This is a genomic window from Prevotella jejuni, from assembly GCF_900187995.1.
Lineage (GTDB): Bacteria > Bacteroidota > Bacteroidia > Bacteroidales > Bacteroidaceae > Prevotella > Prevotella jejuni.
This window is the reverse complement of sequence record NZ_FZNZ01000012.1, coordinates 51,679-76,808: the sequence shown is the minus strand read 5'-3', so window position 1 is coordinate 76,808 and position 25,130 is coordinate 51,679. Positions and strand designations below refer to the sequence as shown.

General features: G+C 37.1%; 23 protein-coding genes. 4 read left to right on the top strand and 19 right to left on the bottom strand.

Annotated elements, in window-relative coordinates:
• Nucleotides 1-47 precede the first annotated feature (47 nt).
• The 6 genes from CHB62_RS06110 to CHB62_RS14845 all read right to left on the bottom strand — a co-directional run bounded on the left by CHB62_RS06110 (nucleotide 48) and on the right by CHB62_RS14845 (nucleotide 8,134).
• Nucleotides 48-1,949: an amidophosphoribosyltransferase gene (locus tag CHB62_RS06110; protein ID WP_089366114.1), complete on the bottom strand. Its 1,902-nt coding sequence runs from the start codon at nucleotides 1,947-1,949 to the stop codon at nucleotides 48-50.
• Nucleotides 1,950-2,130: 181 nt separating this feature from the next.
• Nucleotides 2,131-3,978, bottom strand: coding sequence for a glutamine--fructose-6-phosphate transaminase (isomerizing) (glmS, locus tag CHB62_RS06105; RefSeq protein ID WP_089366113.1), 1,848 nt, complete (start codon nucleotides 3,976-3,978; stop codon nucleotides 2,131-2,133).
• A 167-nt stretch (nucleotides 3,979-4,145) separates the two neighbouring features.
• Entirely contained in the window at nucleotides 4,146-4,946 is an 801-nt protein-coding gene (locus tag CHB62_RS06100) for a polysaccharide biosynthesis/export family protein (protein WP_042856203.1), read from the bottom strand.
• 585 nt (nucleotides 4,947-5,531) lie between these two features.
• Nucleotides 5,532-6,641 carry a metallophosphoesterase gene (locus tag CHB62_RS06095; protein ID WP_089366112.1) on the bottom strand — a complete coding sequence of 370 codons (1,110 nt, stop codon included), beginning with the start codon at nucleotides 6,639-6,641 and terminating at the stop codon, nucleotides 5,532-5,534.
• Nucleotides 6,642-6,657: 16 nt separating this feature from the next.
• Complete coding sequence (locus tag CHB62_RS06090) at nucleotides 6,658-7,980, bottom strand: MATE family efflux transporter (protein ID WP_089366111.1); 1,323 nt, start codon at nucleotides 7,978-7,980, stop codon at nucleotides 6,658-6,660.
• 13 nt (nucleotides 7,981-7,993) lie between these two features.
• Entirely contained in the window at nucleotides 7,994-8,134 is a 141-nt protein-coding gene (locus CHB62_RS14845; protein WP_009011888.1) for a hypothetical protein, read from the bottom strand.
• A gap of 116 nt (nucleotides 8,135-8,250) precedes the next feature.
• Here CHB62_RS14845 and bamJ point away from each other — a divergent pair, with 116 nt between their 5' ends.
• The gene (bamJ, locus tag CHB62_RS06085) at nucleotides 8,251-8,652 is read left to right on the top strand and encodes a BamJ family beta-barrel-assembly machinery protein (protein WP_089366110.1); all 402 of its coding nucleotides are present in this window, start codon (nucleotides 8,251-8,253) and stop codon (nucleotides 8,650-8,652) included.
• Nucleotides 8,653-8,864: 212 nt separating this feature from the next.
• The gene (locus CHB62_RS06080; RefSeq protein WP_009011886.1) at nucleotides 8,865-10,121 is read left to right on the top strand and encodes a GTP-binding protein; all 1,257 of its coding nucleotides are present in this window, start codon (nucleotides 8,865-8,867) and stop codon (nucleotides 10,119-10,121) included.
• A gap of 751 nt (nucleotides 10,122-10,872) precedes the next feature.
• Here the strand turns inward: CHB62_RS06080 and CHB62_RS06075 are convergent.
• Nucleotides 10,873-11,826 carry a glucosaminidase domain-containing protein gene (locus CHB62_RS06075; protein WP_089366109.1) on the bottom strand — a complete coding sequence of 318 codons (954 nt, stop codon included), beginning with the start codon at nucleotides 11,824-11,826 and terminating at the stop codon, nucleotides 10,873-10,875.
• A gap of 114 nt (nucleotides 11,827-11,940) precedes the next feature.
• Here CHB62_RS06075 and CHB62_RS06070 point away from each other — a divergent pair, with 114 nt between their 5' ends.
• Together CHB62_RS06070 and CHB62_RS06065 are read left to right on the top strand one after the other, a co-directional pair.
• A complete protein-coding gene (locus CHB62_RS06070; protein ID WP_089366108.1) occupies nucleotides 11,941-12,267 on the top strand; it encodes a 2-amino-4-hydroxy-6-hydroxymethyldihydropteridine diphosphokinase in 327 nt (108 codons plus the stop codon).
• Nucleotides 12,258-13,040, top strand: a complete 783-nt coding sequence (locus tag CHB62_RS06065) for a tetratricopeptide repeat protein (RefSeq protein WP_089366107.1) — start codon at nucleotides 12,258-12,260, stop codon at nucleotides 13,038-13,040. The genes CHB62_RS06070 and CHB62_RS06065 overlap by 10 nt, the downstream gene beginning before the upstream one ends.
• A gap of 301 nt (nucleotides 13,041-13,341) precedes the next feature.
• Here the strand turns inward: CHB62_RS06065 and CHB62_RS06060 are convergent, their stop codons facing one another.
• The 12 genes from CHB62_RS06060 to CHB62_RS06005 all read right to left on the bottom strand — a co-directional run bounded on the left by CHB62_RS06060 (nucleotide 13,342) and on the right by CHB62_RS06005 (nucleotide 25,126).
• Nucleotides 13,342-14,343, bottom strand: coding sequence for an MraY family glycosyltransferase (locus CHB62_RS06060; protein WP_240616159.1), 1,002 nt, complete (start codon nucleotides 14,341-14,343; stop codon nucleotides 13,342-13,344).
• A gap of 6 nt (nucleotides 14,344-14,349) precedes the next feature.
• Nucleotides 14,350-14,745: a WbuC family cupin fold metalloprotein gene (locus tag CHB62_RS06055; RefSeq protein WP_009011881.1), complete on the bottom strand. Its 396-nt coding sequence runs from the start codon at nucleotides 14,743-14,745 to the stop codon at nucleotides 14,350-14,352.
• A 3-nt stretch (nucleotides 14,746-14,748) separates the two neighbouring features.
• Entirely contained in the window at nucleotides 14,749-15,687 is a 939-nt protein-coding gene (locus CHB62_RS06050; protein ID WP_009011880.1) for an NAD-dependent epimerase/dehydratase family protein, read from the bottom strand.
• Nucleotide 15,688: 1 nt separating this feature from the next.
• Complete coding sequence (locus tag CHB62_RS06045) at nucleotides 15,689-16,831, bottom strand: glycosyltransferase family 4 protein (protein ID WP_009011879.1); 1,143 nt, start codon at nucleotides 16,829-16,831, stop codon at nucleotides 15,689-15,691.
• Nucleotides 16,821-17,918, bottom strand: a complete 1,098-nt coding sequence (locus CHB62_RS06040) for a glycosyltransferase (RefSeq protein ID WP_042856182.1) — start codon at nucleotides 17,916-17,918, stop codon at nucleotides 16,821-16,823. Before CHB62_RS06040 ends, CHB62_RS06045 begins: the two co-directional genes overlap by 11 nt.
• Before the next feature lie 322 nt (nucleotides 17,919-18,240).
• Nucleotides 18,241-19,122 carry a glycosyltransferase family 2 protein gene (locus CHB62_RS06035; protein WP_176414847.1) on the bottom strand — a complete coding sequence of 294 codons (882 nt, stop codon included), beginning with the start codon at nucleotides 19,120-19,122 and terminating at the stop codon, nucleotides 18,241-18,243.
• 1 nt (nucleotide 19,123) lies between these two features.
• A complete protein-coding gene (locus CHB62_RS06030) occupies nucleotides 19,124-20,179 on the bottom strand; it encodes an acyltransferase family protein (RefSeq protein ID WP_089366106.1) in 1,056 nt (351 codons plus the stop codon).
• A gap of 8 nt (nucleotides 20,180-20,187) precedes the next feature.
• Nucleotides 20,188-21,363, bottom strand: a complete 1,176-nt coding sequence (locus CHB62_RS06025; RefSeq protein WP_089366105.1) for an EpsG family protein — start codon at nucleotides 21,361-21,363, stop codon at nucleotides 20,188-20,190.
• A gap of 11 nt (nucleotides 21,364-21,374) precedes the next feature.
• Nucleotides 21,375-22,571: a glycosyltransferase family protein gene (locus CHB62_RS06020; RefSeq protein ID WP_089366104.1), complete on the bottom strand. Its 1,197-nt coding sequence runs from the start codon at nucleotides 22,569-22,571 to the stop codon at nucleotides 21,375-21,377.
• A 10-nt stretch (nucleotides 22,572-22,581) separates the two neighbouring features.
• Nucleotides 22,582-23,529, bottom strand: coding sequence for a glycosyltransferase family 2 protein (locus CHB62_RS06015; RefSeq protein WP_089366103.1), 948 nt, complete (start codon nucleotides 23,527-23,529; stop codon nucleotides 22,582-22,584).
• On the bottom strand, nucleotides 23,526-24,122 hold the full coding sequence (locus tag CHB62_RS06010) for a serine O-acetyltransferase (RefSeq protein WP_089366102.1): 597 nt from the start codon (nucleotides 24,120-24,122) through the stop codon (nucleotides 23,526-23,528). The genes CHB62_RS06015 and CHB62_RS06010 overlap by 4 nt, the downstream gene beginning before the upstream one ends.
• Nucleotides 24,119-25,126: an acyltransferase gene (locus tag CHB62_RS06005; RefSeq protein ID WP_089366101.1), complete on the bottom strand. Its 1,008-nt coding sequence runs from the start codon at nucleotides 25,124-25,126 to the stop codon at nucleotides 24,119-24,121. The genes CHB62_RS06010 and CHB62_RS06005 overlap by 4 nt, the downstream gene beginning before the upstream one ends.
• Nucleotides 25,127-25,130 lie beyond the last annotated feature (4 nt).

Below are 25,130 nucleotides of genomic sequence, written 5' to 3'. Positions count from 1 at the left end.
AAAATAAATCTTTTTTATCATGATGATAATTTACAGGTAGGCGTTTATTACGCCTTTCCTGCATTTAAGTGTTCACGCTCATAATAGTTAACGAAGGCCGCATTGACCAATCGCATACCACCAGGAGTTGGGTAGTTTCCTGTGAAATACCAGTCACCTGGGTGATTAGGAATAGCTTTATGCAATCCTTCTACACTCTGGAAGACAAGTTCAACAGGCGTTGTCATCCCCTCAGGGCGAAGCATTTCAACTATCTTCTTATTTATCTCATCTACCGTAAATGGCTTATAGACAGCACGTACAGCATTGAAGATAGGTTCGCCCTTAGGCTTTGCCAATTCTTTCTTACAGTTCTCATACACTTCACGAAGAAGACTTTCTTGCCCACGCTCACGTATCAATTCGATTACTGCACGGAACACACAGAACTCCTCTGGATGAGGCATATCAATACCGTAGTAGTCTGGGAAACGAATCTGTGGTGCACTTGACACGACTACAATCTTCTTAGGATGCAGACGATCAAGGATACGGAGGATACTTTCTTTCAATGTTGTACCACGCACGATAGAGTCGTCAATGATGACAAGACTATCCTGATAGGGTTTAATACACTCGTATGTAACATCATAGACATGAGAGGCAAGGTCGTTACGTGAGTTACCTTCTGTAATGAAAGTACGCAATTTTATATCTTTCCATGCCACTTTCTCTGAGCGTACATCTTGATGAATGATATGATAAACCTCCTCTGGAGAAGCATTAGAACCCAAAGCTGCAATCTGCTCAACCTTCTTCTTGTCTATTTGTTCCTTAAAGCCATGAACAAGACCATAGAATGCTACCTCAGCTGTATTAGGGATGTACGAGAGAACAGTATGCTCTGTATCATAATCAACAGCCTTCAAGACGGCATCTGTCAACTGGCGTCCTAAGGTTTCACGTTCCTTATATATATCACGATCCGAGCCACGAGAGAAATAAATTCGTTCAAAAGAGCAAGCCGCATTCTGCTTAGGTTCAAGTATCTGCTGTAGTGAACACTCCCCACTCTTGTTGACTATCAGTGCTTGACCAGGCTTCAATTCTTGAATATCATCACATTCGAGGTCGAATGTTGTTTGTAGAACAGGACGCTCACTGGCTAAGACAACAATCTCATCATTCTTATAATAGAAAGCAGGACGTATTGCCCATGGGTCACGAATAGAGAACATCTCACCTGAACCAGTCAATCCACAAATAACGTAACCACCATCAAAGTGCTGCATCGTTGTCTTGAGGACATTACTCATCTGTACGTTCTCTTCAATATAGTTGGTGATAGCACGCTTCTCCAAACCTAACTTTTGAGCAGCCACAAAGTTACGTTCAACCTCACGGTCGAGTCTGTGTCCCATCAATTCCAATAGGATATTCGTATCGCTATAGATGCGTGGACACTGTCCTTGTTCGGTCAGTATCTCAAAGACATCTTCAATATTCGTCATATTAAAGTTGCCACACATACAGAGGTTCTTAGCCTTCCAATTGTTACGACGCAAGAAAGGATGAACATAAGAAAGGCCACTCTTGCCGGTAGTAGAGTACCGAAGGTGGCCCATATAAAGGTCTCCCGCAAAGGGAAGCTTAGTTTTAGCAAAAGAAACATCAGACAACTGCTCCTGTGAGTAGTCCTTATAATGCTTATGAACATTAGCAAATATCTCAGTAACAGCATTCTTTCCCTCTGCACGCTCACGGAACATATATTCATTACCTGGCTCAGAGTCTAATTTTACAGAAGCCATACCAGCCCCTTCCTGCCCACGATTATGCTGCTTCTCCATCATCAGATAGAGTTTATTCAGTGCATACATCCAGGTGCCATACTTCTCCTGATAATACTCTAACGGCTTCAGCAAACGTATCATTGCTACACCGCAATCTTCATGAATGTTCTTTTCCATTGATAAGCTTTCTGTCTATCTTGTTCTTTTAATTTACTCTTTTTCTCTATATATCTCCCTTTATAAAGAGGAAGATATTATTGGTTTCATGTTTTTAGGAGTGTACATAGCCTGCCCATTGAGCGTTAACTCGTACAGACTATGTCTTTTAATGTTCGGATTACTACCGTTCATCCTCTCCTTATTCAACAGTAACTGACTTCGCCAGATTTCTCGGCTGATCAACATCCTTACCTTTGCATACAGCTATATGATAAGCCAACAGCTGTAGTGGAACCGTTACTACTAATGGTTCAAGACATTCCATCATGTCTGGAAGTTCAATGACAGCATCCGCAATCTTAGAGATTGTTGTATCACCCTTTGATACTAAAGCTATCACACGACCTTGACGTGCTTTTATCTCTTGGATATTACTCCTTACTTTCTCATACATTCCGTTATGGGTTGCAATAGCTACAACTGGCATATCTGAGTCAATCAAAGCAATTGGACCATGTTTCATCTCTGCTGCTGGATAACCTTCTGCATGTATATAAGATATCTCTTTCAACTTCAATGCACCTTCCAAAGCCACAGGATAACTATATCCTCGACCAAGATAGAGGAAGTTACGGGCGTAAGTAAACGTACGAGCTAAGTCTGCTATCTGCTCATTTGACTTTAACACCTCTTCTATAATAGATGGCATTTCAGCCAATTCCTTTATTACTTTCTTGTAATCTTCTTCGCTGATAGTTCCTTTTGCATGTGCAAGTGCAAGTGCAAACATTGTCAACACAGTAACCTGTCCTGTGAAGGCCTTCGTTGATGCTACGCCAATCTCAGGTCCTACATGAATATAAGTACCCGTATCAGTAGCACGAGGAATACTTGAGCCTATCGCATTACAGATGCCATAAATGAAAGCACCCTTAGACTTTGCAAGCTCAACTGCCGCAAGTGTGTCTGCTGTTTCACCACTCTGCGAGATAGCAATGACAACATCACCACTACCAACTACGGGATTTCCATAACGAAACTCACTTGCATATTCAACTTGAACAGGGATACGACAATATTCTTCTATCAACTGCTTACCTATTAATCCTGCATGCCAACTTGTTCCACAAGCTACGATAATTATGCGCTTTGCATTGAGTAATTCATTACGATGGTCTATCAAAGCACTCAACGTAACCTGATTATGCTCAGGATGAACACGTCCTCGCATACAATTCTTTAAACATTCTGGTTGCGCAAAAATCTCTTTAAGCATGAAATGAGGGAACCCACCCTTCTCTATCTGACCAAGATTAATATCTACAGTACGCACTTCAGGTGATAACTCTTCATTCAGAATATTAACCACCTTCAGCTCCTCTCCTAACTTCATAACGGCAATATTACCATCATCTAAGTACACTACCTTATCCGTATACTCAATGATAGGACTGGCGTCAGAGCCCAGAAAGAACTCTCCATCACCAATACCAACCACCAACGGACTCTGCTTACGTGCCGCAATTATCGTATCAGGATTACGCTTATCAAGTATAGCTATGGCGTATGCACCAATGACTTGATGAAGTGCTAACTGTACAGCTTCCAACAGACTGAGGTTTTTCTTCGTCTGTATATAATCTATCAGTTGCACCAACACTTCTGTATCAGTCTCTGATTGGAACTTCATTCCCTTCTCTATGAGGTTATACTTTATCTCAGCATAGTTCTCAATGATGCCATTATGAATAATAGCAAGATTCTTAGACTGCGAATAATGCGGGTGAGCATTTACTGATGAAGGCTCTCCATGAGTAGCCCAACGTGTATGAGCAATGCCGATATTACCTGTTGTATCCTTATCAGAGCAATACTCTTCCAGGTCGGCAACCTTCCCCTTAGTCTTATATACATTCAGATTCTTACTCTCGTTTATCAACGCAACACCTGCACTATCATACCCTCTATACTCAAGACGCTGTAAGCCTTTAATTAAAATGGGATAAGCATCACGCTTTGTTCCAATGTATCCTACAATTCCACACATATTCCTAATACAATCTATTATTCTATTCAAAAAAGAGAACACCTCTCACACCCCCTCTTTTTGGTAGACCCGAAAGGTCTACCCAAGACATGAATGTCAAAGATATTCTCATTCCAATTATATTTCTTCCATAGAAGACTATATGAATAGCCTCCAAGGACAGTATATTACTTTCTCAACACGTTCACAAGCAGCGAAGCTACTGACGTCACGATACCGATAAAAGAGAACCAGAGAGTGGTTGAACTACCGATACCAGAGTTCTTAGCCTTTACGCTGTTTGGCTCAATATAGAGCACATCATTCTGTTGAAGATAATAATAAGGTGAGTTCAGCAAGTTTGCATCATTAAGATTCAAACGTACAACGTGCTTCTGACCTGTCGCATCTTCACGTATCAACATGATGTTATTACGCTTACCATAAACGCCAAGGTCACCTGCTTGTGCAATAGCTTCCATAACGCTCATCTTCTCCGTTGACACAGGAATAACGCCTGGGTGACCAACTTCACCAAGCACTGTTATATGATAACTGCTCATGCGAACCGTCACAATAGGATTCTCTGTGCGTGCCAAATAAGGTTGAATCTTACTCTTGATAAGGTCCTCACACTCAGGCTTTGTCAAGCCACTTACATGAATCTTACCAATCACAGGGAAATTGATAAAGCCAGAGTTGTCTACCAAGTAGCCCTGTAAAGAACCACCACCAGAACTAACTTGCTTACCACCTCCCAACTGGTTGCGTACTTGCAGGTTAAAAGGAGCTGCCGCATCAGGGTCGGTAGTGTTCACCGTGATGGTCAACTCATCCTTTGGCATAATGCGTGCGTCATACAAACCACGTGAAGCAGCAAGGCTAATAGAGTCAGCATTTTGTAAGTAGGTAAAGCCCTTACTTGAACCACATCCTGACATTGTCACAATCATAGCCGTAACTATGAGGGAGAAAATAATTTTTTTCATTTGAACAAATAACGTGTAGTCAACTATCAACATTAATTTTAGCAAAATAAAAACGAACGAAAATTATGGAACTTCGCCCCTTATTTTATCGATCGAATCATATTCTTTGCAAAAATACAACTATTTTCTGATAACTACAAGCTAATAACTGTTTTTCTTTTTAGATTCTTCAACACATAATAACGCACACCTTTCCACATCAGAAATGTGTTGAAGTGCATTGAGAGAAATTCTGTCTAAAACTTAGGACTTGCCATAAACTATAATGGTCAAATCTGGTTATTAATCGTATTGCTATCAGACATCTTGTTAGTCCTTGGTCGTTTACAGCCGTCCTACTGATAAACAGGATTCAGACCAAAGACATTCTACAAGACTTTTAGCCTTTAACAGCGATGGTGCAGACACCTCACACCATTGGTATTTGACATCAATACAACATGTGCAAAGTACCAGCACCAAAGTAGACAACGAGGAGAAAGACTTACGTTTATAATTTAACCGTACGTAGTAAATATCTAATTACAAGCGTCTTATATGTATAGTTGCTTTATAAAGAGTGTCATTCAGAATGAACAACACACCTTACTCCTTCTTGATATCAGCCACCACATACTCAGACCTTGTTCCAATTCGGAACTTACCACCCCAAATGCCAATTCCTGAAGATACATAATAATGCGTATCTCCCTTCTGTAAAGGCCCAAAGGCATCCTCGTAGATAAGGTCCTCTATCCAACTTATAGGCCATACCTGTCCATAGTGTGTATGCCCAGAGAGTTGGAAATCTACCCCTGCCTGCTGTGCCTCTTCTAAGTGATAAGGCTGATGATCCATAAGAATCGTATAATAACCTTTTGGTGCTGACCCTATCAAATGTCGTAGACTGGCACGTCTTTTATTCGTCCTATCGTCACGTCCTACAATAAGGATTGAGTCACCACCTGCCAAAGGTACCACACTATGCTCGTCGATCAGCAAATGTATCCCCGCATCTTGATAGAACTTTTTAGCACGGGGTTCGCCACTATAATACTCATGATTGCCCAAACAAGCATATACAGGAGCTTTCAAGCGATGGAACTCTGACGCCATATCTTGATCAATCAAAGCTCGAATACTTCTATCAATGATATCGCCAGCTATCAGAATTACCTCTGGATTCTCTTCATTAATCATGTCAACCCACTTTCTAAACTCATCTGCACGATTATGATAACCCAAATGTAAATCCGACATCATTACCAATCTATGCGGTTGGTGAAAAGGTTTATCGGACTGTAAAACCATAGGTACACGTTCTTTATGTAGATAATTGAAATAGCCATAGACAAATAAACCTGTCATAATGACGATAACCGACACCGTACCTATCCAACTATTGTAAAAGAAGGAACGAGGAACAAGATGAAACAGTCTACCTAAATCGAGTACAAGAAAGAACAACAATAAATAGAATCCGATGAAAAGAGAAGAGCTCCCCAGTTCATACAGGGCTACAGCCACAGACATTGGCTTATCATCAAGACCAAAAATAAAATTGGTAAAAAAACATACTAAGCACAAAAGCAACGCACCTGTAACGACCCATTTACCTGTAGCCGTCATCGGCAGGAGTTGCCACACATGCCAACTTACATACCCAACACCTATTAGAAGGATTAGAAGAAGGACTATTACTCTACTAAGATTCATCTTACAATCTTTTTACTTAAAATATTACTAAATATCTACGTGCCCACAGTATAGAGGCTATTCCTCTCATACCAAGAAACGATAAGAATGCTATCCATAAAGCATCATTCCCATAACTACTCCACAGTAGATAATAGACAACGAAGAATGTTATCATTGCCATAGCTGTTGAGAACAACATCCCTCTAGTTGCTGTCAACCCAATAAAGACCCCATCCAACACAAAAGCTGCCATCCCCACTACGGGAATAAGGTAGGCCCAGAAGAGATAGGGGTGTGCTGCGACGACAACAGTCCTATCGCTTGTGAGAAGATGGAGGAAACCTACACCCCCGAAGACATACATCAATGTAAAAAACAAAGCCATAATGATGCCAAAACCAAACAATCGACGAACGGTTATGCGCAACCCTACTTTGTCTCCCGCACCATAATACTTCCCACTTAGTGCCTCTCCTGCGTATGCAAAACCATCCATTATATAAGAGAACAGCGTAAACAATGTCATTAACAAGGTGTTTACGGCCAAAATCATTGGTCCTTGCTTTCCACCTGACGAGGTAAAGAAAAAGTTGACAGCTACCAAACAAAGGGTGCGTAAAAAGATGTCCTTGTTTACACGAAAGAACTCACCCCACTTCCCCGTCATAGCCAACACTCGACGGACACACTCTTGCAAACACTCACGCTCGACAACTCCGACAGTAGTTATCTGCCTATAAGCAGCATACAGAGAGACAAGAAAACCTACCCATTGAGCAAGTAATGTTCCTGTTGCAACGCCACTTACCCCCCAACCAAGCACGAAGACGAAGAAGAGAGAGGCAAGGATATTGACTATATTCTGCAATACTGCGACAAGCATAGGCGTACGTGTATTCTGCATACCGATAAACCATCCGGTCAAGCCATAGAGTCCCAACATTGCCGGAGCGCCCCATATCACTATTCTAAAATAGGTGGCTACAAAGCGCCACGAGGCTGCTGGCGTATTCATCAACCGAAGCATCCCCCACTCTATGCCACGTTGTGCCACAATGAAGAGCAAGCCCATGCCCACTCCTATCATCAAGGTGCGTATTAGAATATCTAAACATTCTTGCCTATCTTTCCTCCCGTATGCCTGAGAAGTCATACCACTCGTACCCATACGAAGGAAGCCTAACAGCCAATACATCACATTGAATATCATCGAACCGACTGCTATCGCACTGATATAGGTCTCATTGCCAATATGCCCTACCACCGCCAAGTCGACAAGACCTAACAGTGGTACTGTCACATTACTTATAATAGAGGGGATGGCAAGGCGCAGTATCTCCCTGTTCCAGTTATCCATCAATTGCATTTCTCTACTCTCTAATGTAATCCTTAGCCACCAGGTCGTAATACAAAGCCTCCAACTCTGCCAATGACAAGCGTTCTATTGAATGTTCCAACACTCTAATCAGCTCTGCTCGACGTGCGTCATTCTCTATTCTATCAAAATCCATATCGTTCGTTTATAAGCAATTGTACAAATACTATGCCGAAACAAATGTAATTGAATTAATTGTGAATTCAAAAGATATTAGCTACTTTTGTATGCTTTATTGGATAATTAAATGATATGAGTAAGAAGCAAGAATACAAACTGAAGAACGAAGAGTATCTAAAAGAACTTAGTCAGAGAGAGGGTATCCGAAGCCTTTCGCATGGTGTTCTCTATGAAGTAATAAAGGATGGAAGCGGTGAGGGACAAGTCTCTGAACGTTCGATCGTCACCTGTCACTACTGCGGTAGCCTCATCTCTGGTAAGGTGTTTGACGATAGTTGGCAAAGAGGTATCCCTGAGGCATTCCGTGTCAACGAACTGATTACAGGTTTTCAAACAGCACTCTGCGCAATGCACAAAGGCGACCACTGGCGTGTCTACATTCCTTATCAAGAAGGCTATGGCACAAAACGCGACGGTGACATTCCTGCTTTCTCTACTCTAATCTTCGAGATAGAACTGTTTTCAATAGGATAAGTGTCTCACTCTTCCTTTTGTCTACAAGGACCATTAGTTGACAATACACATCCCCGAAAGAACGGTTATACCAATCATGGCATAGCCGTTCTCTTTCTATTATGGAATAGGAAAGACTAAATTACGCAATATTTCACCATACGGAATACGTCACTTGGCATATTTTTTGTAACTTTGTAGTCTAAGAATTATAAAACAAAAAGGCACATAATATGAATATAAAAGAGACTCCTGTCCTTCTGCTTACAGGTTACTTAGGCAGTGGTAAGACAACATTAGTAAACAAGATACTTGCCAACAAGAAAGGTATTAAGTTTGCCGTCATCGTTAATGACATTGGTGAAGTGAATATTGATGCCGACCTTATTGAGGCTGGTGGTGTTGTCGACCAGAAGGATGACTCGCTCGTTGCACTCCAAAACGGTTGTATTTGCTGTACGTTGAAGATGGACTTAGTGCAGCAGTTGAACGAGATTGTATCACAGCAAAAGTTCGATTATATCGTCATTGAGGCAAGTGGTATCTGCGAACCAGCCCCTATTGCACAGACTATCTGTGCTTATCCACAGATGTATCCAGACCTGGCCAAGAAAGGAAAGGCTGTACTCGATTCTATCGTTACCGTCGTTGACGCACGTCGTATGTGTGATGAGTTCTCTGCGGGTAGTGACCTTCTGAAGAAAGACTTACAGGAAGATGACCTTGAGAATCTACTTATCCAACAGATTGAGTTCTGTAATATCATTCTCCTCAACAAGGTGGATGATGTCAGCAAGGATGAGTTGGGATTGGTAAAGAAGATTATCCGTTCACTCCAACCAAAGGCTGAGATTATCGAATGTAACTATGGAGATGTTGACTTAGATAAGATTATCAATACGGGAGACTTCGACTTTGATAAGGTTGCAACGTCTGCGGCTTGGATTGCAGAGATTGAAGGACACGATGAGGAGGAGGAAGAACATGAGCATCACCATGACCATGATGAGCATGAAGACGACCACGATGAGCATGAAGAACATCATGACCACCACCATCATCACCATCATCACCACCACCATCATGGCTTGGAAAACGAAGAGAGTGGCGAGGCTTTGGAATATAATATCCAGACCTTCGTGTATAATGCACGTAAACCATTTGATATAAACTTCTTTGATGACTTCGTTGCACGCCAATGGCCTAAGCAGATTATACGTTGTAAAGGCTTATGCTACTTCGCTAACGAGAAAGATATTTGTTATGTTTTCGAGCAAGCAGGAAAGCAAGTTAGCCTACGCAATGCTGGTCAGTGGTATGCTACAATGCCACAGTTCCAATTACGTGAGTTCCTTGAGAAAAATCCTAAACTTAAGAAAGATTGGGAGGAACCATACGGAGACAGAATGCAGAAACTCGTATTTATTGGCCAAAACCTCGATAAAGAGGCTATCACCAAAGCCTTGGATACCTGTCTGACTGATTTCTAATCAGTTGATACTCTCACCATTCATGGGAGGTTAACAGTATCTTATCTATGGCTTACCCAACCTACGGAGCATCATACTGACTATTCGTTATAGTCGTAGAGAGGGTTACTAAATGAGAGAAGGACGTGGGTTTACCACATTCTCTCAAACCCTCACGGGGAGTATCTCTATAATCATTCCATCTTTTAGGGGTACCGATAAGACTGCGAAAAATCATTACATGATATCAAGCCAAAGTCTTTCACTACGAAGGTATAATATCTCTTATAAACAAGTTTATAACCCGCAATAAGTCAACGAGTTATATATAGCATTATTAAAGATGCCTTTCTTGCCTCAAGAAAGGCGTCTTTTGTATGCAAGAAGGGCATGTTCTTGAACGTTGAAAGGCCCCTTCTATCATCTTAAAGAGCATGTGTCAAGTTCGAGAGGAGCAAAAAGATTTGACATGATGAGAAAAGGAACCCTTCCTCCCAACCCCTAAAACCTCTCCCCTATCCTCTCCTCGAAAAGGAGGAGGATGCCAAACGGACTGACCTCCTATCAACGTCTATGAAAAAGGAGAGTGTCTAAAGAGACATCTTCTCCTACCTCCTCCGAAAGAGAGGAGTACCTAACGGGATTAAGTTCGCTATAACTATATAGGTAATGAGCGAAATATGACTTTCTTACTCCGGCCAATAACAGCCAATATTCAATACCCAACAACGTTTGCAAACATCTCCACAGGGATAACCCGGTGGGTTCTGTACTAATATAATATCACCTCATCGCCAATCCGCAGACCACGCTCAGCAAGTTTCTCGTTCTTCTTCACGAGACTCTTCAGACGAATACCATATCGCTGTGCAATATCATATAAGCTCTCAGACTTGCTTACATAATATGGACGATTCTTATATTCTTTCGGTGCTTTCTTCTTTTTCTTCTTCAACCAGATATACTCGCCAGGAATAAGTCGGTCATGCTTATCACGCTCATTATACTTAGCAAGCTTCCTTGCACTTATCTCTAACTCCTTACTTAACGACTTAAACGAATCGCCCTGTCTTACAACAATATAATAGTTATCATTATATCTATTGATAGGATGGGCTCCTACTATCTGAGCAGGACTAATCCTACCCTTATCAATATCACGAACAACAGTGTTCTCACCGCTGTGATGCGCCATAAAGCGGTCGTAACGAGTGGCCTTGTCATACTCGTAGAGCTTATACAACTCTATCAGGTTAATCAAACTCTGTGCATAAACAGGATTAGTAGCATACCCAGCTCGCTTCAACCCGTATGCCCAACCACGATAATCAGTCCTATCTAAACTGAACAGACTATTATAACGTGGACGGTCGCGAAGGAACTTGCAATGGTCTTCAAAGCTCTCTAATGCACTATCGTAGGCACGGAAACATTCTCCTTTTGCGTCATCATCGTGTGTGATAGTACGTCCAGCCCACCCATGACATTTGATTCCAAAATGATTATTACCTAAAAGTACGAGTCGACCACGGCCTGCCCCACTCTCAAGCAAACCTTGTGCTAAGGTGATACTTGCTGGTACTCCATACTTCAACATACCTTCAATGGCCATGTCTTTGTACTGATCAATATAAGATTGATAAACTTGATTCCACCTTGCCTGTCCCGACGCTACGGTAGAAAACATATAGAGGAATGAGATAAAAAGGAAAATATATCGCTTCATAAAAGTTCTTTTTATATAATATAACTGCAAAAATACACGTTTTATTATATACTACAAAGTGATTTATCTTAAATCTCTCAAACATTTCAAAACTTATACGTAACTTTGTACTCTATGAAGACTATTATCGCATTGGGGTCAAACTGTAATCAAGAGGAGAATATTTCAAAGGCACAGACACTGTTGAAACAGCGTTTCAAGAATGTCAAATTCTCGGATACACAATGGACTGAACCGATTGGAATCACGTCGGATAAGTTCTTAAACTGTATAGGAACTCTTGAAACAGAGATGTCGCTCACTCAAGTAGTACAATGTCTAAAGGAGATTGAACAGACGATGGGTGACTCGCATGAAAACCATCAAAAGGGAAAAGTTCTGATTGATATCGACCTTGCACAATACGGCGAGAAGATTGTAAAAGAGATTATATGGCTGTAAGAATAACAGGGAAATTAATCATAACACTCCTACTGTTCCTAACGTGCTCTGTCTCTGCATCTGCACAAAAAAGCAAGGATGCTGAAGAGTTGGGAAAGGCATTGGAATACTTTACGTCGGCAAAGTATCATGAAGCCCTGCTTATCTTTCAACGATTAGATAAAGAGTATAAGCTTAACGAACGCTTTAAGGCTTATATAGGATTGTGCTATTACCACGATTGGGATTACGAGACTGCCGCAAAATACTTAGAAAACGCTATGCCAAAACTGGAGGTGTTCGCTCCACATGAACGGTCAGTCTACTATTACACCACGGCTGAAAGTAAGTTCAACCTTAAGCGTTACAAAGAGGCTATCCCCTATTATGAGAAGACACTAACCGTATGTTATGAACGAGAAAAGGCTGATGTCTATTACCGCTTAGGCCTATGTAATATGTTTCTTCAATCATGGAAACCAGCATACGACCAATATATGAATGCTGAAAAGATTTATAGTCTGTATAAACAGGATGAAGATGTGCAAGTAAGACTTGCTCAAATAAAAAGAATGTCAGCTGCTTGCTTGGCAAATTATGAGGCTACATTGCCGAAAGATTCACTGTCGAAAATAGACAACAATACGACCAACAAACACAATGAGACGATGCAATTAAAAAACATATCGACAATTCTCAACTCATTGATATCTACAATGTTACTACCGCCAAACACGCCTGAATCTGTAAAAGATATTATCAAAAAAGAAGAGAAAAGAAATCTTGAAAAATAAGTACTATTTTTCTTTTCTTTTCTTCGTTCGTTCATTTTTTTTCGTACTTTTGCGACACTAACATTATTAAATAGCATAAAAACTCTGGCTTATCACCCACTTGAGGTACAAACCTAATAGAATTTAGGATTTTTATTCATCCGCTCAATAATTCGACGGCTTACATGTATCAGATAAGAAAGTAGAGTCACAAGATATTACCATAATCTAATATATGGAAAAACACAACAAGGGCTGGCACCGAAGACATTAAGATCTACGACGTCAGCCCTTAATAATTCCTATAAAGCTTATACTATCTCTATCCCTGATGCAATTTAAAGAACTTCCGCATGAATAGTATATATATAATAGATAATATTATAATCTGGCACAAAAGTGTAAGATAACCTGGATACATAATATACCAAATACAGCACAATAATTGTACCGCCATATAAACAAGGGAAACTATTACATGGGGTATCTTCAACTCATTTGCCATAATCTGAAACAAATGCTTTCGATGAGGTTGAGAAATATTCTCATGCAACATTATACGATGTAAAATAGTTAGACAGCCGTCAACACCATAAACAACGAGGAAAGACAGCCAAGAGAGGTCCCCTGTATTTATAACTATAAAACCAAGTGTAAACAAGATAATAAAGGCTATAGAAACAGAACCAACATCTCCTGCAAAGCACTTGGCCCTACTACGGAAATTAAAGAAACAAAATACAAGGGCAGCCGATAAAACTATCTTTAACAAAGATACAATGGTCTCAACTTCTGATGACTGACCCAACAAAGTTTCTTTATCTAAAATGAAAAGTATAGCTGAAAGGACTATTAATGAATATCCACCTGTTATTCCATTGATACCATCCATGAAATTAAAAACATTCATAGCTCCCGTACAAATCACCAAGCCCAAAACAAGAATAAGGACTATAGTAAAGAATCCACTACTGTTTATATCTATTATACTATTATTCCCAAGAATTAACTGGAATAATAGCAGTAACATTCCTATAAACTGCAATGGTAAACGTAATCGTGCACTTAAAGAATGTATATCATCAACAAAACTAAGTATAGAGACTATACTAAGTCCTGTAAAGAAAAGCCAATACTCTCTTCCATAGAATATAAACCAAATTAAGGCACCAATATAAAAGATTATACCACCTCCTCTAAGAGTAATAAACTTTGAAGACCCTCGTTCTGATGGCTTATCTATAATATTAAAGTAATCAGCAACCTTAAAATATAAAACTTCAAGAATGAAAAGCGAAAGAAATATAATTGCTATCTGCAACATGCTTACTTATTTTAATATATCTTGTTCTGTTATAGGAGTATACGGACCATCCTTTGTTTCGAAGATTATAGTACCAGACTCTAATACCTCCATAGAATGCCATATCCCAGCAGGAATATGGACACCATAACATCCATGAGATTGGTCGAGAACATCCTCTTCAATAATTACTTTCTCTTCATTATAGAAAAATATCTTAAGCTTTCCACGCAGTAGTATATAAGTCTCTGCTGTATGTCTATGACGATGGATAGGGACAAAAGTTCCAGGTTCCAAAGCATTCAACATACGCTGACATGGAGCCTCTAAAGTTTCATGAAAATTATGATTCATCCGCAAGCGTTCTGACGACTTTGCTGCTGCACTTACAGTATCTAACAAATTCTTATCTATGATTTCCATTTACTATTTTTCCTTAAAACTATGTATCGTATAAGAAAGACCTTCACGAGCAGGAACAGGCATTCTGTCTATCTTTAACGCATTCTTAATCTTGCTATTATCAACAATATAGTTCTCTGTAAGCTTAGCCAAACGTTCCGTGGTTAGAGGTAAATGCAATTTGGCACCAGTCTTAGCTAAAGATGACATAGCAGAGCGTCCAAATTTCCATATTCGAGTCGGACGACCTAAGTTTTCACAAATAATACCAATCAACTCATTTGTAGACAAAACTTCATCATCAGCCAAATTATAAGTTCCACTCTTTACATCAAAAGCCAAAAGCTGCCCCACTACATAACAAACATTGCTTATAGAACAGAAAGAACGCTTATTCTCAAAGGCTCCTAATGGCCAAGGTAATCCTACATTTACGACTTTATAAAGTAAGTTCAGATTACCTTTATTACCGGGCCCATGCATCATACAAGGACGCAAAATATACACATGACGAGAGCCCTTTTGATTCATATCCAAATTACTCCATACCTCATTTATTTTCTTCTCAGCCTCAGCCTTACTTTCTCCATAAGGGCCTTTAGGCGTCATCGGCATATCCTCTGTCAAAGCCTCACCATTAACTTGGTCTGCTGCGGCCTTGACAGAAGAGAAGAATATGAACTTTTTTATATTTGGATGTTTGATAAAGTAATTAAAGACCTTCATTGTCAAATCAACATTAACTTTGAAATAAACACCAGCTTCTGTCTGATTCTTCGTATCATGTGCTTTACCAGCAAGATGAATTATAGCATCTACATCCGGTAATTTATTTTCTTCAAGATCTTTCCATAAATAATCGCCTGACCGCCCAAGCCCGTAGACAACATGTCCTTTCTCTTTCAAATAAGGTATAAGATTTTGTCCAACAAAGCCATGATAGCCAGTAATAAGTATTTTCATTTCAATATAATTTTTCTATTTCTTTCCAAACAATATGATTCTCAAAGTTATCACGAACCCACTTACGTGCCTTTACTCCATCTATATTTGTTTCTCCATTATGAATACGACGAATAGCTGCAGCCAACTGGTCTACATCATGTCTTACAAACAATCCTGTCTCATTTTCAAGTATAGAATCACAGCATCCTGTTGCACGAGTTGTAATAACAGGGACTTTCATTGACTGAGCCTCCAAAACACCTGTAGGAAATCCCTCACGATAAGATGCAAGGACATAAACATTCATCATTGCGTAAAAATACTCCATATCACAATTCTGAAAGTCAGTCCATATAATCTGAGTATCTTTCTTTATATCTTCTTGAACATCATCAGGAAGCGCATCTCGAACTTCAAACATTCCAACAAGAAGAAGTTTGTAATGAGGATTGTCTTTTTTTACCTTGCGAAAAGCTCTTACCAACTCTATAATTCCTTTGTCCTTCACTAAACGACCGGAATACCCTATCACCCAATCGTTAGTATCAATGCCCCACTTTCTTCTCATAGAAGATAGCTTAGCTGTATCAATATTATCTGGATTAAACTTTCCTTCGGTATCAATTCCACAGCACGTCCCTTTATGAAGAATTAATTGCTTGGCTGCGGGCGCTAAATGATCCTCTACAGAGTGTTGTAAAACAGAAGGAGACACACATACTATCTTGGTCGCACAAAGGGATGCCAATCGATCTACACTCATAAGGACAAAACGTTTTAGCCCACGTGAAGTTTGATAGACAAGTCCATGACGGAAATAAATACGATTTGGCACCCTCATTAACCATCCGGCTATCATCGACAACAAACCACCCTTAGGCGTGTGTCCAACAACAATCCCTATTTCTTTTTCTTTGATATATCGACAAATACCAACAATAGTCTTAAAATCTTGAAGAATATTAATAGATCTCAGAACAGGCATCACACGATAATCAAAACCATTCTCCTTGGCATAAGCATCCAAGTATTCTGACGCTGAACACACAACGTGGAAACGATATCCCTTCTCTTTAAAGTACTTAAATTGCCCTCCTATAAAATAAGGAAGTACAAAGTAAATATTTACAACATGGAGTATGTTTTTATTATTATATTTCATTATATACCTTGTTATAACCAACAACCATCATACTGATATCGAACTCTAAAGCTCTATTATAACAGCGTTCAGCAATCTCGTTATAATAAGTCTCATCACTTACTAAACGTTTAATTTCATCAGCCAATGCCTTTGCGTCCTCATGTGGGAAAAGAATACCATATCCCTTAGTAACTTCTTTCAAGCCATTAACATCAGAGGCTATAAAAGGCTTATGTGCACTCATTCCCTCTACATTACTAAGGCTCAACCCTTCCCAATGAGAAGACATCACGATAACATCTGCTGCTCTCAGGACATTTGGAATATCAGTACGTAAGCCTAAGAATCTAACTCGCTCACTTACACCAAGTGAATCTGCTAACTGCTTAACGATTTCTTGACGTATACCAACCCCAGCAAACCAAACCTCAAAGTGACTGTTATCGAGTAGCCCTAAGGCTTTAACAACCGTATCTTGATCTTTCGCATCCCGAAATCCAGCTACCATCAAAATAGCTTTTCTTTGTTCCTTTAATGACAACAAAGCATTATCGGGAGTTGCATCACTTATAGCCTTAACATCTACGCCATTATTAATTGTTGAGATTTGATTATATTGAGGATTGGTATTATCTAACCAAACTCCTCCCATATACTCTCGCAACTTGTCCTCAGCAATCTGACTTATACAGATAACATGATTATACTGTCCATACATCCAGCTTTCAATTGGTGCATACCATTTCCAATCACGCTTACGATTAGAAGTTGTATGCTCCGTAGAGACCAACTTTCGAGAACTAAATAAGTTAGCGATTGCTACAAATAGCTGTGGTGAAGAATTATGCGTATGAACAATATCATAATTCTTCATTATCTTTACCAGCTTTAATATATAGAGCGGATTATAAACCCCATGTCCTAACGCATATATCTTTGTCTGTGGACTCTCTTTCCTTAATCTCTGAGTCAATGGTGTTTCTTTTTCATTAAAGATACATAAATCCACCGTATTCCCCAAAGCCTGCAACCTTGGTATCAAATTAACCACCAAAGTTTCAGCCCCACCCATATCCAAAGATGTTATGACTTGTAATATTCTCATTATCCTGTTTCTTTTGTTCTATAATGCCAGATAATCTTCAAAAGTATTCCACAAATACCACAGAAAGTTTAAAACGTGTTTGCTGTCACTTTTAACATTTCATTATATAAAATTGATATTCAAAGGGTTATGACTTACTCTCAAGTGATAGGAATGACAGCAAAACCGAAAATTTACGCAATAGTAATAATCTATTTGCTTCCGAGAAGACACATAATAATATAGCATTTTCAGTGTTAGTATGCTTGGAACCAAATATAGGACTAACATTCCAGTTTAACACATATATACAGGTATGTTATGAATTATAGAATCCTCTTAACTATCTTTTATTTACACGCTTATCTTTCAAATGTATCAACCAACCTAAAGGTGCTACAGCATTCCATAATCCAGGAATCTTCGGATAACTATCATTTCCATTATAACACAAACGAAATCTCCAATAGTTAATAGCAGCTTTCAACTTATCTTTAAAGGGAATGTTAAGTTCTAACATCTCTGCGTAACACATCATAGAGGTAATTGGACTTTTCATCCTAACTTTAACTATATTAGAAGTTAATCCTTCTGGTTGATACTCTACCTTGTATATTATCTTATTGAAATAACGTAACTTATATTTTTTTGCGATACGATTCCACACCAAAGCCTCTGGACAAAACCTTTCTCCTTCTATATCTGGGAAGGGGAACTCTTTCATTATAGAAGTACGAAAGACTTCTTTCATATCTCCTGTTACATGAAACTTATATCGAATATCAACAGAATTGCAATCTATAGAGTTATCAGGAAGCCCACTACCTATTATACGTCCATCAAAATATCCATCAATGCCTGACACACCAGCAAAAGATATATCATGTTTAATAGGTTGATAAGTTTCAACTACCAGTTCTAAAGCATTATTAGGAAGAATATCATCACTGTCTAAAATAAAGAAGATTTCTCCTTTGGCTAATTTAACACCTGAATTAATAGCCCTATGCTTTCCGCCATTCTTTTGCTGTACATAATGTATATTTAGCTTTCCTTCCTTTACAAAGGAACTAACAACGTCTTTAGTATTATCCTTAGAACCATCATCTACTATAATCCATTCAAAATTCTTATATGTTTGAAGAATTAAAGTGTCATATAGGCGGTGCAAAAGGTCTGCACGATTATATGTGGGAGTAAAGACACTAATTAATATATCAATCATATCAAACACATTTACTCTTTGAAAATATTATCTTGCTTAAAACAAGACGAATCTGATCCAAAGATATAGCCATTATAAACACAACAAAGATTAAAAACGAGGTTCTCATAACAAAGCTTGTCGTTGTCTCACAACTGTACCACTGAGCAATCCACTTACCATAATAAGGACGTAAGATAAGTTCGTTTCCATGCAATAAATAAATTGCTAAACATGAGAAAGCAATTCGATTTATGATAGAACTTTTAAATTTAATTTTGCTAAATAATAAAACTAAAACAATAGATTCTAATATAACAAGCGGATTTGTATAAGTAAACAAACGCCCTTCTATTGGGATTCCTAAATATGTAACCGTATACGCTAAAAAGGTTAGAAGAAAAACAATACTTGAAAATAATAGCAATAGATTTCCTTTTGAGAGGGAACAAATTCTAAAATATCTTCCTACATTAATAGTATCGCCATATTTTTTTAAATATCTACCTAAAAGATAAAGACAAATAAAAGAAAAAGCAGAGTATCCACCTGCTATCCATGCTGCTCCATCAATACTGAACCATCCATAAATAGTTTGGAAAATATAAAGTAGTATCAAAATATCACGATAATACTTTTGATCCACTTTTTCCACAAAGACATTTAAAATAGGCGATAAAAAATAAAGACCCAAATAAGCTTTGATAAACCAATAGTCACTACCATTTAGCATTAAGACCGTTGTTAAGCTCTGCAAATTCATATACTTACTAGGTTCAATAAAAACAAGTACTCCCCAAATTACAATTGCAAAGAAAAAAACTTGAAACAAAAGTATACTTAGTCTTTGCAGTCTTAAATTTATACCGAACCATCCGGAAATAAGAATAAAGACATTAACACAAATTATAGAAATTGCATCTGTAAAATAGAAACTTATTGCTTTAAAAGGTTCAGCTATAACAAAAGCAGTCGTAGGGCGAGGTAGACATATAAGTACATGAACTATTAGAACCAAAATCATCGCAACAATTCTAAGCAATTCAAAGTTTGAATATCTCTCCTTTATTTTGTCCATAAATTATATTACAAATTTGGTAAAAAACGAAAAGCCTTACGACAAAATTTATCATTATCGTATTCATGATTGTATTCATAATTTTCCCAACTATAATCTCCAACTCTAACACCATTTGTAAAGAATGTTTTATAAGGATATAAATTAAGATAAACCTGCCATCCTGTATAAATTCGTATATAAAGAAATAGACTCAGCCCTATAAGAAAAATAGGAATCTTATTCTGTATATTTGTTTTATAAGTACAAATAGATGTTATCGTTGCGATTATACCGATCATATAATACCAACTCAAACGACCACCATTCTCAGAACGTACAAAAAGTAATAAAATACCACAGAAAACAAGTGCCATATTCAACAAAACAACATGTTGCTTATCATTAGGAATATTTTTGTAGTTCTTCAATATAAGATATAAAAAGAAGAATGCTTCTAAAATATATGCAACTCTTAAGCCTCCACTTGCATTATACTCTGCATGCCGTTCAACAATAGAACTACTCTCGTATACTTCAAAAAGTGAGTTAGGTAAAGGAGATAGTCCTAACAATAGTAAAAACAGCATAACTCCTACTATTAATTTTGGTGAGAATTTTTTTAATGGTATAAAATACAGAGGAAAGAAAATAATAGCAGAATTATGCATAGAGAATCCTATAAGAAAGACTACCAAGAATTTCCAAAACTTACGTTCAACAACATACTGAATACTTAACCATACAATTGTTGCAGCAAGCACTTGTCTCAAATAGGTAAATGTAAAGAAAAACCATAAGCCCATAAATAAGACTACGGCCAATGGATAATTCTCCGTATACTTTCTTAGAGATATAAATAAGCATGTATAAATAATCAATGTGACTATTAAGATAAAAATGTATCGATTTTCAGTAAAAAAAGATATTAATACATTTAGAAAAGTATAACCAACCTCACTACTATAAGAATAATAATAAAGTGAATCTGAGTAATCTCCTTTTATAGTTGTTACATCAGCAATATTATCAAAAATTTCCCCATAAATATATCTGTCATAACCGCCAAACATATCTGAAAAGCCCACGAAAAGAGATAAGCCTAAAAGAAACAGGAACAAAAATGAACTATGTTGATTCCTTCCTGGGTTAGTAGATAGGAAGAAAAAAACTGGTATAAAGAAAATTAGAAGATACAACCACATAAATTATTTTTTTATTTATAATTCCCAAAAAGATTTCTTGCTATAGCCATTGTATTATGCTCTAACAGGACTTTCTCTTGCCCTTTTTTAGCAATACTCTCATAAAGAGATATATTTGCTTTTATTACATAAAGAGATTGAATGAATTCAATACCATTAGAAACCATAACACACGAATCTCCATTCTTTACAGATATATTTTCTAATGCGTATGGTGTACCGATGATTAACAAACCATTTGCTATCCCGTCTAATACCTTACCTTTCGTACCAGTACCTACATCTATAGCATTAACTTGTATATCGTGATTTTGTAATTCTGCTATATAATCTGGTGCAAAAGAAATGTGCTGAGACTGAAATCCTACTTTATGAAGTTTTTCATTCCACTTCTCCCATCCTTTTCCTAAAAAAGTTATTTCGAAATAAGAAGATAAACCATTACGATTTTTCTCAAGTTCTGATAAAAAATCGTCACTTCCATGCTGACAATAAAAATCGTATCTACCTGTAAATAATAATTTTATCTTTGGTTGATGAAACTTTATAGTCTTTTCGCTATTATAGGCATATAAAGGATGGCGCATAAATAAAGAATTAGCTTGACCGTTCATCAATTTAAAAAAATCCGCATCCTCCTTACCAACAAAATGATATATTACATCTTTCTCACAGAAAAGCCTCTCTAAACTCTTGTACTGCCAGTATGCAAATGCATACTTCAATATCTGCAATAACCTCATAGTTGCCCAAGGCTGCCGAAGCATCCTATAATAATAAAGAGATTCACAATCAGGCATAGTTACTATACATTTTGAACCTTCAAAATATTTAGAATGATTAGCTAACTCTTCACCATAAATCCAAATAACATCAGAGTGTGTACTTTTAATAGCATCAATATGTTTTTGGGGTAAACTACAATAACTATACAGTGGATATTTCAAAAAAACTCGAAGAAAGACTAAATGTAACATCATCATCAATTTTAACCACTTGGGTTTATCCAACAGATGAATTGTTATATTCAATTCTTTTTCTACTTGCTCAATCTGGTTTGTATCTAATTCATTAATATTATAGCTATAAACATCAACAGACGCAGAAAAAGACTTCTTTACTGAAGATATCAAATGATAAGGTAAAGCACTCGCTGCACGACAATTATTAAATGTAGGAGTGGATAAGGATATTAAAGTTAATCTCATAAAAATACAATTAGTTATTAAGCCCTAAACGATATCTAATGAAATTCTTTACCATAATCATGAAAGCACAAAGCTTTAATATTTTTTTTGTGCGAATATGTACCATTAGCCATTGTTGAAGATTTAGCTTATATTGATATCTTTTTATATCACTCTTAAGCTGGACAAGATAAGGATGTTTCCATTCAACAATAAATTCTGGATTATTAAATGCAATACCAACAAGGCCATTCAATCTACTCCACAAAATCTCTGACATATAACAAGAGATTACATCAGAAGGAATAGATATAGCCCTTATCTTATCAAAAATCTCCTCATGTTCTAAAGAAGCTTTTTTTGTATGGGATACACTAGCTGTATTACGCCGGAAATTATACACCTTTTTAAAACATATATGTGGTGCACGGGTAATCTTGAACATTAAACGAATATTCATTATCATATCTTCTTCTCCGTCTATTTCCCGAGGAAAATCAAAAATATCATCTGTCAATAATGAACGACGATACAATTTCGCCCAAGGTGATGGCGGGAGAAGTTTTGCAGTAATCATATTGCGACGACAATCATCAAGTGATAATTCTCTTTGATAATTAGGCGTATCAGGAAAGCCTATTACAATATCTGTATTCTCTGTAAGACGATATAAATTTTCTAATGCATCCTGAGGTAAAGAATCATCATTATCACAGAAATTAATCCATGTGCCATTAGCTTCACGAACTCCACGTCTTCGAGTAGCGTTTATACCTTCATTTTGTTTATGTATAACCCGTACCCTTTGGTCTTTCTTTGCGTAATCATCGCATATATGGGCAGAGCCATCTTTACTGCCATCATCAACTAATATTAACTCAAAGTCTGTAAAACTTTGATTAAGAATACTATCTATACACTCATGGAGATAACGCTCCCCATTATATACCGGAACAATAATAGATATTTGTGGATTCATTCTTTATTATATTTGTTCCATTCACAATTCCAAACTTTGTTTCTTAAATCTGAATGGTCTTTGTAAGAAATAATTCTTGCAGGATTACCTGCAACTGTTGCATTATTTGGAATATCTTTTACAACAACAGCTCCAGCCCCTATAGTAACATTGTCCCCAATATGAACATTCTCAATAATACAAACGTTAGGCCCAATATAGACATTGTTGCCAATTATTGCAGCATTGAGATTTTTAGAACCTATATTTAATCCTTTATTTATATAACAATTATCACCTATAACTGCCGAAGCATTGATTGTAATAGCAAAAGGGTGTGAAAGATATAAGCCATATCCTATTTGAGTAGAATAAATTACCTCACATCCATATCTTATTTTATTTTTATAATGCTTCCAACGCCCGATTATTCCCAATATTCCTTTTGCATTTGCCATTCTGAACCAGAAACTATATGTAAAGCCAGGTACACGTCCAAAGAGCGCAAATAATAATATCCTAAGATGGAAAAATTTCCCTTCACCTTTATTTCTTAAAATTCCTGTCCAACGATAATAATCACTTTCTATATATAGCCAAACTCTTTGTCTCATCTGGAAATTAAATTATAAGCGTAAATTCTTACTTTATCAATAACGATAAACACCATAAATAATAAAACAAGTCCCAAAATTATCATAGGATAAAAAATGTATATAGGTACCGACGAATAGAAAAGTCCTATAGAATTATAAAATATTGCTTTTGCATCAAATTGTTGATGTAAAATATATACAGCAAATGCAGAAGATGCACAGTAATTTATAAACTTGCTTTTTAAATTAAACTTCGTAAATGCTAAAAAGAAAAATACAGAGGAAACAAGAGTTGTAGGCGAAATATAATTCCCACATTTTTGAGATATCAATTCTGGACTATTGGATACATTTTTCATTACTACTATAAGAAGGAATGAAGTAAAAGCACTTATAAAATAAATACCAATATCTTTTTTCCAAGAGTACGTAGACCATTTAGGAGTATATATTTTAATATAACGACCTAATAAGTATAACCCTATAAAAGCCAAAGTGTGAAAACCTTTATAAAAAACAATATCAACCTTTAATGTACAATATACATATAACGCAAATATATAGTATGACATGAGAAAAGTAGACATCTCCTTTTTTGTAGAATTTTCAACAAAAATATTCAAAATTGGAGCAAATATATACAAGAGAATATATGCCCAAACAAACCAATACATACTAAATATTCCAAATGTACAATGCCAAATATCCTTTATATTAAAAGTAGCATATCCTATAATGCATAAGATACCATAAATTAATAATGAAAGGAAAAATATTTGAAAGAAAAGTTTAATAACCCCTTTCATCTTGAAAGTTATACCGAAGTACCCTGAGATTAGAATAAAGATATCCACACAAATAATTGATAAGCTACTAAAAGTAGCAAGCATGATATCATCAATGCTATTCTCCGCAATATTATTTTTCTGTGAAATTGCATCTGTTACATGAAAGAACATAACAAGAAACATGGATACGAGCCTAAGCAATTCAATGTTTGATAGTCGGTTATTGTTCTGCATAACT